Genomic DNA, 12,269 nt, shown 5'->3' on the forward strand with positions numbered 1-12,269 from the left:
TAATTCCTCTGCACGGCGTCTATCAATATTAACCCGCAATTGCGGCTGCGATGGCTGATATGAAATACGCACGTTGTCAATCGATGGGATCGTCTGCTCAACCTGCGCGGCAAAATTCGTATCTTTGCCCGTGGCCCTGATGGCGTTGGCTTAAACTTTATGGATCGCCAAGCAATGCAAATGGAAGACATTTTATTGCCGTATGTAGAAAGTGGTGAAATAGAATCCATTTATACTGTGGTAGGGCAATGGGATCCGAATATCGTGTTTATCACCGTACCGTTAAAACATTGGGATGAGCGCCATTTCACCCAGCAAGAGATCATTAATAAACTCCGTGAACCATTGGGTAATGTACCTGGCGCAGCGGGGTATCCTAATGGTTCCAATAGTTTAAATTTGCGCGGTCAAGGTGGCGGGATTGAGCTGGCGTTATTAGGGCAAGATTACCTGCAGATTTATAAGGCAGCACAAGATTTTGCTGCGCAGGTTGAGCAGACGATCCCATCGATTGACAACGTGCGTATTTCATATCAGCCATCGCAGCCGCAATTGCGGGTTAATATTGATAGACGCCGTGCAGAGGAATTAGGCGTGTCACTGAGTGATATATCAATCACCTTACGTGCTGCGATAAATGGCGATGATATTGCTGATTTAAATATTGGTGACCAATCTGTACCTATTATTCTGCAAGCACAAAATCAAACCATTAAAGATCCCAGTGATTTAGCTAATCTATATGTCAGTGCCGCGAATGGTGGACTCGTGCCATTGAGCAGTGTGGCTACTATTAGCGAAGAAGGCGTTGCCGCAGAGCTTGAACGCCATGCACAGCGCCGTGCCATCGAATTGGATATGGAATTGCCAGAAGATATGAGTATTGCAGAGTTAGTCTCGCAGCTACGCGAGATTGCTGAACAAACCTTGCCAAGTGGTATTAGCTTAGCATTCAAAGGTGAAGCATTGACGTTTGAAGAAACCTCTAATGAAGTGTTTATTACCTATATACTGGCATTTTTAATCGTATTTTTAGTACTGGCTGCACAATTTGAAAACGTAAACAGTGCGGTAGTGGTGATGATCACAGTACCATTTGGCATCACCTCAGCAATCTTAGCGCTGTATCTGACGGGGACTTCACTTAATATTTACTCGCAAATAGGCTTGGTAATGTTAATTGGCTTGATTGCTAAAAATGCGATTTTGTTAGTTGAATTTGCTGACCAATTGCGCGACCGAGGTTTAACCGTGCGTAAAGCGGTAGAGCAAGCGGCATTGGTACGGTTAAGACCAATTACCATGACCTTAGTATCGACCTTACTTGGTGCACTGCCGCTGATATTATCAACTGGGGCAGGGGCTGAGGCACGTAATGCAATTGGCTGGGTGGTATTTGGTGGCTTGTCTTTAGCGGTGCTGTTTACTTTGTACTTAACACCGGTAATTTACTTGGGCTTAGCGCGCTTTACCACCCCTCGTGGTGATGAAAGTAAGCAACTTGCGCAGGAGCTTGATAAAGTACAGTAGATCACAATTAAAATAGCCTAATTAACTATTTATCTTTGAAAAATAAGTTAATTAGGCTCACACTTGGGAAAGCTATCCCCAACAGGTTTTTTTATGCAAGCCGAACAAGTAGAAATCGCGCAGTTTTTAGCACAACACCCACCTTTTGACAGCCTGCCGAACAAAGCACTCAATGAGCTCGCGCAACAGGTTGAAGTCGCCTATTTTAGAGCACATACCGATATTTTATTATTTGGTCAAGATATTGCCGATCTTTATGTGATCAGAAGCGGCTCTGTTGAAATGTATCGCCGTAATGGGGAGCTTGATAATCGTTTAACTACAGCGGGTATATTTGGTCAAATGGGGTTACTGATGAATCGCAAGGTTCGTTTTCCAGCCAAAGCACTTGAAGATACGTTAGTCTATTGCATTAATGTTGAACTATTTAATCGCTATTGCGACGAATTTGATTCATTTGCCGACTATTTTGAAACGGATGGTAATGTTCGTTTACATCAGGCCATTGTTGAACAAGCCGATGGTAATGATTTAACCACAGCAAAAGTAAAATCGTTGATCCACCGTGATGTGGTGACAGTTAATACTGATTCAACGGTGCAACAAGTTGCCCAACTTATGACAGATGAATCGGTGTCATCGGTTTTAGTGACTGACAGTAGCAAACCTATAAACGACGACCCAGAAGAAGATGATGGTCAAGTTGTGGGTATTATCACAGACAAAGATTTGCGTACCAAAGTCATTGCCCATGGCCTTGCATTTGATACCCCCGCGCATACGATAATGTCTACAAATTTGGTTTTATTAGATGCCAATGCCTATGTTTTCGAAGCCGTACTTGCGATGCTACGAGATAACTTACATCACTTACCGGTGGTGCAAAAACGCCGTCCAATTGGGGTTATTTCTCTTTCTGATATTTTACGCTATGAATCACAAAGCAGCTTATTGTTAGTACGCGGCATACTGGCGCAGCAATCGATTGAAGATTTAACACACTATGCACGCCAGCTGCCGAATGTGTTTGTACGGATGGTAAATGAAGATGCAAACTCGCATATGATTGGCACGGCAATGGCTGTGATTGGCCGCACCTTTAAACAAAGGTTACTGGTATTAGCCGAAGAAAAGTATGGGCCGCCTCCGGTTGCATACTGTTTTATCGCATTAGGTTCAATGGCGCGGGATGAGCAACTGATTGTGACTGATCAAGATAACGCGCTCATTCTAGATGATGATTATGATGATGAACTTCATGATACGTATTTTCAAAATATTGCCGATTTTGTTTGTGATGGTTTAGCGCAATGTGGTTATACCTATTGTGATGGCGAAATAATGGCGTCATTTAAAAAATGGCGAAAAACACGCGCACAATGGTTTGAGCAATTTGCTCAGTGGATAGAGCAACCTAAACCGCAAGCCTTATTAAATAGCTCCATATTTTTTGATTTAGACGGTGTGTGGGGGAAAACCAAATGGGCCGATGAGCTTAAAATATTCATTGCCAAACAAAGCAAAGTTAATCGCGTATTTTTAGCTAATATGGCAGCCAATGCTCGTAACAGAACCCCGCCATTAGGATTTTTTAAAGGCTTTGTTATGGAGCACAATGGTCAGCATAAACGTTCTATGAATTTAAAACGCAGAGGCACAGCGCCGCTTTCAGATGTTATTCGGGTTCACGCATTGGCGGTTGGCTCACGTAAGCAAAACTCGTTCGAACGCTTAGAAGACATTATTGAAGCCAAGCTTCTACCACAAGGCAAAGCACAAGATTTGCGAGATGCGCTGGAATATATTGCCATGATGCGGATCCGTCATCAAGCGTGGCAAATTGAACAGGGAGAAGAACCCGACAACGACTTAGACCCTCATTTATTATCGCCTTTTGAGCAGCGTAACTTAAAAGAAGCTTTTGCAATTTTAGAAAAAGCACAAAGCTATTTGAAATTTAGTTACTCAGCAAATGCTGGGGTGAAGTAATTTATGGCTTTCAAAAAGCAAACAGTGATTGATTGGGCAACACGTTATAAAAATTTATTAAGTGGCGCTCAAAATGACACAATCAAACGCTTTTATGGAGCTGCTTTTAGCGATAAGTTCGCAGCAATTAAAGATGTGCCCTTTGTTGCAATGGACTTTGAAACAACTGGTTTAGATAGCACCAGTGATGATATCGTCAGCGTTGGTTTAATTCCTTTTAATTTACAGCGTATCTATTGCAAAGATAGTCGTCATTGGGTTGTCCGCCCTAGGCGTAATTTTAATGAGGGATCCATTGTAATACATGGCATAACGCATTCAGAAATTGACGATGCACCGGATTTTAATCATATTATTGAGCCATTATTGCAAGCACTCAGTGGTAAGGTTGTTGTTGTACATTATGCCGCAATTGAGCGCCACTTCTTAAATACTGCACTGTTACTTAGGCTTAACGAGGGGATTGACTTTGCCTTGGTCGATACCATGGAAATTGAACGCAAAGCCCTAAAAGCGAGGCAGGGTTTGCTAGGTTGGTTATTTAATTCTAAGTTAGGATCGCTTAGATTAGGTGATTGTCGCCAGCGCTATTCATTACCTGTGTATAAAAACCATAACGCACTCACTGACGCATTAGCAACGGCTGAACTGTTACAAGCACAATTGAGTCACCATTACCGAGAAGATACACCGATCTCGCAGTTATGGAGTTAATTAGCTTGCTTAAATAAAAAACGCCGCAAATTTGCGGCGTTTTGTTATTTTACATAGCGTGTTATTTAGCCGGTAACGGCTCAGTTCTCAGGCCTAAAATAAGGCTTAAACACATAAACAGCAAGACAATTGTAAATGGTAAACCGGTAGAGACTGCACCTGCTTGCAGTGCTTCGATTGCTTGTGTACCACCAATCCACAGTAGCGCAGCTGCGATAGCGCCTTCAATAGATGCCCAAAATATACGTTGTGGTACTGGCGCATCGATTTTCCCGCCAGCAGTGATAGAGTCTATTACTAATGATCCTGAATCAGATGAAGTGATAAAAAACACTAAAACTAATAGCACAGCAATAACAGACAAAATATTAGACATAGGTAATTCATCTAGCATCTGAAACATAGCCATCGGGACATCGGTTAACCCATTTAGACCAAGTGCACCAATACCATTGACTACTTGATCAATTGCAATACCGCCGTAAATTGACATCCATAATACTGTAACCAATGTTGGAATAAGTAATACCGCAATCAAAAATTCACGAATAGTACGACCACGCGATACGCGAGCGATAAACATGCCTACAAACGGTGACCACGAAATCCACCAAGCCCAGTAAAATACAGTCCAGCCATGCATCCATGTTTCGTCTTCACGGCCATGTGGGTTACTTAATGGAATGATATTTTCTACATAACCCATAAAGGTTCTAGGAATATTACCCATCGCAACAGCAAAGCCAACTAAGCAAACAAATACCAATAAGGCAAAAGCAATTAGCATGTTGATATTACTAAGGAGTTTTACACCGCCATCGATGCCACGTATAACAGAAATAACAGCCAGTAGGGTGACGCCGACAATAACGAGTATTTGTGAGCCAATGCCACCTTCGAGACCAAATACGTGGTTTATCCCCGCAGACGCTTGCTGAGCGCCTAAGCCCAATGAGGTTGCCAAGCCAAATAAAGTTGCCAGTACCGCTAAAATATCAATGATATGACCAGGCCAGCCCCATGCTTTATCGCCCAATATTGGGTAAAAAATTGACCGAATAGACAGTGGTAAGCCTTTGTTATACGCAAAGAATGAGAGTGATAAGCCAACTACAGCATAAATAGCCCAAGGGTGCAGGCCCCAATGGAACATAGTCGCCCCCATAGCCAGCTTTGCAGCTTCAGGGGTGTTGGGGGTTACATTCAGTGGTGTTTCATACCAACCAGTAAAATATGCAACCGGTTCAGCGACTCCCCAAAACATTAAGCCAATACCCATGCCCGCAGCGAATAACATCGCGAGCCATGACACACGATTATATGCAGGCTTAGCATCACTGCCTCCTAAACGGATTTTTCCGTAAGGAGAAACAATCAGTGCTAAACAAAAAATAACGAAGAAGTTTGCAGCCCACATAAACAAGGCATCAAAATTATTAATTATATCGAGTTTCACACCATCAAGTGCTGCTTTTGCAGTTTGTGGATCGGTAGCGAGAATGGCGATTAAAAAGATGACAATCAGGCCCGCGCTAATGCCAAAAACAGGATTATGTATATCAAACCCCCATTTTTGCACGTTATCCTGACCTACGGTGTAATCCGTATTGTCGATACTATACTTGTCATGATTATCCTTCATGCAATACCTCTTTTGTTGTCCTAACAAGCTGCTTGTTACCAGCAACATACCTAATTTAATTAGTCTAAGTAACTTGAGCTTCGGATAATAAATCACTATGTGAGTAAATCTTTAAAGCAAAGTTCAGGTTAGGTAATAATTGATACTCTAATTTATTTGAAGACTAACTAATTTAAAAGATGATCATACAGCTACTAGTGTATGAGTTAAATACCAAATGTAAATGATTTTGTCGTTAAAGAGCGGCTTATATGGCCGTTGTGACTATTTTTATGTTTTTATATAAAAGTACAAAATTCGGCAAAGGTCAAAAATTAGTTTGCTTGTTAAAGTAATCGCAGCTGTTTTTTGTGGTTAATTGAGCTATTATTTTTTTGTAGTTTTAAAAGGCAGTTGCACGGGATTGGCGTTTTATAGACGCAGTAATGAAAGCGTAATATGAATATGATTTAACAGTAGGGTGAGCTATATCACTAATCAGTAGCGATAAGGAATTTAGTCATTACTATGAGTAACCATGGCAAAGAGAACACTAAAAACACCGCTGATGAGCATCAATTAGCTCAGCATTACCAGTGTGTTCGACACCATAGCGTGACGATAATAAACTCATTATCAGCAGAAGATTGCCAATTACAAGCTATGGCAGATGTAAGCCCAAGTAAATGGCACCTTGCGCATACGACGTGGTTTTTCGAAACTTTTTTGCTAATTGCCCACAGCTCACACTACAGCGTATTTAATCCTAACTTTAAAACTTTATTTAACTCCTATTATAACGGTATAGGTGAACAATTTAAGCGCGCCTGCAGAGGAAGTTTATCGCGGCCTAGTTTAGATGACGTGATTGCCTATAGAGAATATGTAGACCGGGCGGTGATTGCATTACTGAGTGCACCGTGCAGCGAGTCTATAAAGCACGTTATTGAGTTAGGACTAAACCATGAACAACAGCACCAAGAACTAATGCTGATGGACATTCAATATAACTTTTCAGTTAATCCATTGTTTCCTGCTTATTGCGACACTAGCAATAACCGTAGAGAAAATCCTGTTTCGCAAGCCAGTCCTCTTTGCTTTGTGGCATTTTCAAAGCATACTGCAAATATTGGTGCTACTGAGCAAACATTTAGCTACGACAATGAACGACCAACCCATCAAGTGCTTATACAGCCATTTCAATTTGCTAATCGGCTAACTACCAATGGTGAGTATTTGGCGTTTATACAAGATGGTGGTTACCAAAACCCAGAGCATTGGCTCAGTGATGGTTGGGCGCAGATAAATAATGCTCGGCAAACCGCGCCACTCTATTGGCATAAAATAAATAATGAGTGGTTTGAATTTACATTAGCTGGACTACAGCCTTTGGCGCTAAATGAGCCGCTAAGCCATGTTACCTTTTATGAAGCAAACGCTTTTGCACATTACTCACAAGCACGCCTCCCAACCGAATTTGAATGGGAAAGCGTGGCTAACAGTAATGCGGCGCAAACTATCACCCAGCTCACTGATAACTGTTGGCAGTGGACAAACAGTGCCTATTTACCGTATCCAGGCTTTAAGCCAATAGCAGGTGTGGCAGGGGAGTACAATGGTAAATTTATGGCGAACCAAATGGTCTTGCGCGGAGGCTGTAAACTTACCCCGCAAAATCATTTAAGACTAACTTATCGCAATTTCTATTATCCACACCAAGCATGGATGCGCAGTGGTATTAGACTCGCTAAGGATTGAGCATGAGCCAAGTAACAACATTAACGACAACTGAAATTGATAACCGCTTTTTAGACGATGTTATCGCAGGGCTGTCACAGCAGCAAAAAAATCTACCCTGTAAGTACTTTTATGATGATAACGGGGCTGCTTTGTTTGAGCAGATCACTGAGCTTGATGAGTACTATGTAACACGCACAGAGCTCAGCATTTTAACCAAGCACAGCCAAGCAATCGCCAAGTTGCTTCCTGATAACTTATCAATCATAGAGCCTGGTTGTGGCTCAGGTAAAAAAATTGCTTATTTGTTAGCGCACTTAGTGAATGTGAAAAGTTTTGTGCCATTTGAGATCTCTAGTGAAATGCTTAATTACTCACTGGCTCATTTATCTCCACTATTTCCTGAGTTAGCTATTTCGCCGTTGTTGGGGGACTTTACTCATAGCCAAATGGTAAAGCAGTTAAGCCGTGCAACACAATTGGATAGTCAAACGAATCTCGTGTATTTTCCAGGCTCAACAATAGGCAATTTTTCACCGCTAAAAGCCATTGAGATCATGAAAAATTTCCATCGCTTATGTGGTATTAACGGCTATGTCCTGATTGGCATTGATTTGCTCAAAGACCGCCAAGTATTGCTTGATGCTTATGATGATAAACAAGGCGTCACCGCGGCATTTAATAAAAATTTGCTCCAGCGTATTAATGCTGAATTAAATGCTGATTTTGATCTTAGCCAGTTTCATCACCAATCACGGTTTAATGAAAAATTAAGCCGCATTGAAATGCATTTGATCAGTAACTGTGAACAAACAGTCAGCGTCAATGGCGAATTATTTAGCTTTTCTCAAGGTGAAAGTATCCATACGGAAAACTCCCATAAATACGCACTACAGGCATTTACTCAACTTAGCGCCCAAGCTGAATTACGTTTAGAGCAAACGTGGCAAGACGAGCAGGGGTATTTTGCATTGTGTTTATTGAGGCCAATTTAAACAATGTACAGTTCATCATTTATTATTTAACCGATAATGACGCTACTGTTTTTTAAGCGGTAATTAATGGTTGCCCCTGCACCAGAATCTTGGCAAAGCTGGCCATGTGTTTGTGCAGAGTATTGTTTGATTATGGGGGCAATGATACTGATGGCTGAACCTGTGGCGCTATCTTCATCAACGCCATAGTAGGGAGCAAAATATCGAAAATGCCACTGTGTGGTTTGATTAGCTATTTGGCGCTGTTGCAATACAATCACTGCATTTGGGTAGTGTCGTAATTGTGCTGTATTTACCGCGAGTGTTTTTAAAGGCTGATCACTGTTAATCATCACAGTACTGTAGCCGTTAATTTCTGCGGTTTTATAGCTTTGCATTATTGTGGCCGCAATGGCTTGTTGCAGTAGAGCCTCTGTTTGTACCTCGGTGCTATCAATGGTGGCTAATTGTAGTTGCAGTGCCCGTTGATGTATTCTGATGTTAAATACTTCCCCTGTCTTTGTATAAAAAGCGTTTGGGCTAAACCCTTGCCATTTTTGTAAAAACAGTGCTGCGGCGAGTGTCCCATGACCACAGCGGCTGATCTCATGGCTGTGATTAAACCAACGAATAGGGCAGTGATTTTTTTTGATATTGGCTTGATTTAAAAATACGGTGGCGGGCTGAGCGGTGTTGTTTGCAATGCGCTGCATTAGTCGAGTTGTTAACCCGGTTTTATAAATAACAATTAACGCAGACGAGCCTTTACAGCGTCTCGCTGTATCGTTAAAAACTTGCTCAATAGCAAAAAACTGCACAAAGCGCGGGGCTTTGTGCAGTCTGTGAGTTAATGCCAGATTTAATAAGCGACTAGGCTTATTATTTCTTTTGCGCATAGGCGTCGTTATGAATACCTGCGGCACGACCTGATGGATCGGCATTATTTTGAAATGATGCATCCCATAATAACGCTTCAGGTGTTGAACAGGCGACTGACTTACCATGTGGTACGCATTTGGCGGCTGCATCACCTGGGAAGTGAGATTCAAAAATACTGCGGTAGTAATACGCTTCTTTTGAATCGGGTGTATTAATAGGGTATTTAAATTTTGCGTTTTCAAGCTCTTGATCGGTTACTTGCTCGTTTACATACTCTTTTAATGTATCAATCCAGCTGTAGCCAACACCATCCGAAAACTGCTCTTTTTGCCGCCATAACACTTCATCAGGTAAGTAGCCGTCAAAGCCTTCACGTAAAATATGTTTTTCAATTTTGCCATCTTTACACATTTTAGCTTCAGGGTTGATACGCATTGCAACATCAACAAACTCTTTATCAAGGAAAGGGACGCGGGCTTCTACACCCCATGCCGCCATTGATTTATTGGCGCGTAAGCAATCAAACATGTGCAGTTTAGACACTTTGCGGTTTAGCTCTTCATGGAATTCTTGTGCATTTGGTGCTTTATGGAAATATAAGTAACCACCAAATAGCTCATCGGCGCCTTCACCAGAGAGCACCATTTTAATACCCATCGCTTTGATTTGGCGCGCCATTAAGTACATTGGCGTAGAGGCACGAATGGTGGTTACATCGTAGGTTTCAATGTGATAAATCACCTCACGCAGGGCATCAATCCCTTCTTGGATCGTAAATATAATCGGGTGATGAACCGTCCCTATCATATCCGCTACTTTTTGTGCAGCCGCTAGATCTGGGGAGCCCTCAAGGCCAACTGAGAAAGAGTGCAGCTTAGGCCACCATGCATCGCTTTCATCATTATCTTCAATACGTTTTGCTGCAAAACGTTGGGTAATAGCTGAAATAACGGATGAATCTAAACCACCTGACAACAACACGCCATAAGGTACGTCACACATTAATTGACGTTTAACGGCGGCTTCAAGTGCATCTTTGACGTCTTCGGCTTTTGCGCTGTTATCTTTAACGGCATCGAAGCTTTGCCAATCACGGGCATAATATGGGCGCAATTGACCATCTTTGCTCCATAAAAAATGCCCTGGAGGGAATTCTTCAATGTGTTTACAAATAGGCGATAATGCTTTTAATTCTGAGGCAACATAAAAGTTACCATGCTCATCGTGGCCAGTATAAAGTGGAATAATACCGATATGGTCACGGCCGATTAAATAGGCGTCTTGTTCTTCATCGTATAAACAAAAGGCAAAAATACCGTTTAGGTCGTCTAAAAACTCAGGCCCTTTCTGTTTGTATAACGCTAAGATAACTTCACAATCTGATTGTGTTTGAAAGGTAAAATCAGTCTCTAAATTAGCCGCTAACTCTTTGTGGTTATAAATTTCGCCATTAACCGCTAGAATATGAGTTTTTTCTGGGTTATATAAAGGTTGTGCGCCGCTTGAAACGCCAACGATGGCTAAGCGTTCATGCACTAAAATAGCTTTTTCTGATGAATATACGCCAGACCAATCAGGCCCGCGGTGACGTAATAATTTTGACATTTCAATTGCTTGCGTACGCAATGGGGCGGGATCAGACTTTATATCTAATACACCAAAAATTGAACACATAGTAACTCCTCATTCCTATCATGTGTGTTAGTTAGGCCTAAAATACCTAACTATTCACCTTTGTTTTAACAGAAATAATTAACTAAGTCACATAGCTTTTACAATATTTTTAGAATAATTTATGCACCACCGCGAGCATGCTTGCACCAACTTGATCAGTGAGTGGTGCCTGCTGCTACTTTTATATCCTGTTTTGCACTGATCGCTTCGTTGATCATCACTTTTAGAGCACTTATAACAGTGTCTTTACTCATACTTGGTGCGCCATTATGGTGCACCGCTTGACTGGGTAAATACGGAATATGAATGAAGCCACCCTTGATATGTGGTTCGTGCTGATTAATATGGTGCAATAGGCCATACATCACGTGATTACAGACATAGGTGCCAGCGCTATTTGAAATAGCGGCAGGGATCTCAGCTTGATGTAATGCCAGCAACATACGTTTAATTGGTAGGTTTGCAAGGTAGGCAATAGGCGCGTTTGCGATGACTGGCGCATCAATCGGTTGTTGCCCGGCATTGTCTTTCATGCGTGCATCATCAATATTAATAGCAATGCGCTCTATGCTAATTTCGCTGCGTCCACCAGCTTGGCCAGTACAGAGCACTAAGACTGGATGGTGTTGCTCTATCGCTTGGTATAGCACATCTAATGAATGCTTAAATTCACAAGGTAATTCTAAAGTGATAACGCGGTGTTTTGCTATTAAACTGTCCTCCAATTTGCTGACAGCTTGCCAAGAGGGGTTAATTGACTCCCCTGCAAATGGCGCAAAGCCGGTGATCAATACACAAGGCATACTTGATGTCAGTTTAGTCATTACAAACCACCCTATAGATCAGAATAATATTAATTGCCAACAGCGGCACTTGCACCTTTATAGCATGGTCTGTGCATTTAAAGTACCGCACTGATGTTAATGCTTATTTTTAAGTGCAATAGCAAGTTGTTGTAAGTGCGCATTTAGCTTGGCTTGTGCAGCATTTGCGGTTGCTAAATCGACATAGCAGAAGTTAATACTATCACCCGGTTTTAGCTGCGCAAAATGATAAAGATCGGCACTGATAACGGTGCCAAGTAACGGGTAGCCGCCGGTCGTTTGGCCATCATTAAGCAATACTATTGGCTCTGTCTCTTATACACATCT

The 12,269-nt window shown here is 41.8% G+C and carries 8 protein-coding genes and 2 pseudogenes; 5 read left to right on the forward strand and 5 right to left on the reverse strand.

Annotated elements, in window-relative coordinates; translation table 11 throughout:
• Positions 1-105 precede the first annotated feature (105 nt).
• From ENH88_RS14435 to ENH88_RS14445, 3 genes and pseudogenes are all read left to right on the forward strand, one after another.
• Positions 106-1,530 (forward strand): annotated as a pseudogene (locus ENH88_RS14435) (efflux RND transporter permease subunit); the annotation flags it as partial.
• 93 nt (positions 1,531-1,623) lie between these two features.
• Positions 1,624-3,519 (forward strand): DUF294 nucleotidyltransferase-like domain-containing protein, encoded by a 1,896-nt coding sequence (locus ENH88_RS14440; protein WP_304183205.1) that lies wholly within the window; start codon positions 1,624-1,626, stop codon positions 3,517-3,519.
• A 3-nt stretch (positions 3,520-3,522) separates the two neighbouring features.
• The gene (locus tag ENH88_RS14445; RefSeq protein ID WP_304183206.1) at positions 3,523-4,233 is read left to right on the forward strand and encodes a 3'-5' exonuclease; all 711 of its coding nucleotides are present in this window, start codon (positions 3,523-3,525) and stop codon (positions 4,231-4,233) included.
• Between the two features lie 61 nt (positions 4,234-4,294).
• Here ENH88_RS14445 and ENH88_RS14450 read toward each other — a convergent pair whose 3' ends face one another.
• The gene (locus tag ENH88_RS14450) at positions 4,295-5,875 is read right to left on the reverse strand and encodes a BCCT family transporter (RefSeq protein WP_304183208.1); all 1,581 of its coding nucleotides are present in this window, start codon (positions 5,873-5,875) and stop codon (positions 4,295-4,297) included.
• 507 nt (positions 5,876-6,382) lie between these two features.
• Between ENH88_RS14450 and egtB the strand changes: the two genes are divergently transcribed.
• Complete coding sequence (gene egtB, locus ENH88_RS14455) at positions 6,383-7,612, forward strand: ergothioneine biosynthesis protein EgtB (protein ID WP_304183209.1); 1,230 nt, start codon at positions 6,383-6,385, stop codon at positions 7,610-7,612.
• Between the two features lie 2 nt (positions 7,613-7,614).
• Entirely contained in the window at positions 7,615-8,586 is a 972-nt protein-coding gene (gene egtD, locus ENH88_RS14460; protein WP_304183211.1) for an L-histidine N(alpha)-methyltransferase, read from the forward strand.
• A gap of 26 nt (positions 8,587-8,612) precedes the next feature.
• Here the strand turns inward: egtD and ENH88_RS14465 are convergent, their stop codons facing one another.
• The 4 genes and pseudogenes from ENH88_RS14465 to ENH88_RS14480 form a co-directional block, all read right to left on the reverse strand.
• Positions 8,613-9,461, reverse strand: a complete 849-nt coding sequence (locus ENH88_RS14465; RefSeq protein WP_304183212.1) for a PhzF family phenazine biosynthesis protein — start codon at positions 9,459-9,461, stop codon at positions 8,613-8,615.
• Complete coding sequence (gene asnB / locus ENH88_RS14470) at positions 9,445-11,118, reverse strand: asparagine synthase B (RefSeq protein WP_304183214.1); 1,674 nt, start codon at positions 11,116-11,118, stop codon at positions 9,445-9,447. The genes ENH88_RS14465 and asnB overlap by 17 nt, the downstream gene beginning before the upstream one ends.
• A 155-nt stretch (positions 11,119-11,273) precedes the next feature.
• Positions 11,274-11,942 carry a pyroglutamyl-peptidase I gene (gene pcp / locus ENH88_RS14475; protein WP_304183216.1) on the reverse strand — a complete coding sequence of 223 codons (669 nt, stop codon included), beginning with the start codon at positions 11,940-11,942 and terminating at the stop codon, positions 11,274-11,276.
• Between the two features lie 96 nt (positions 11,943-12,038).
• A pseudogene (locus tag ENH88_RS14480) lies at positions 12,039-12,251 on the reverse strand (allophanate hydrolase); the annotation flags it as partial.
• Positions 12,252-12,269: the final 18 nt, after the last annotated feature.

Origin of the sequence: Pseudoalteromonas prydzensis, assembly GCF_011050055.1 — a bacterium.
GTDB classification, from domain to species: domain Bacteria; phylum Pseudomonadota; class Gammaproteobacteria; order Enterobacterales; family Alteromonadaceae; genus Pseudoalteromonas; species Pseudoalteromonas prydzensis_A.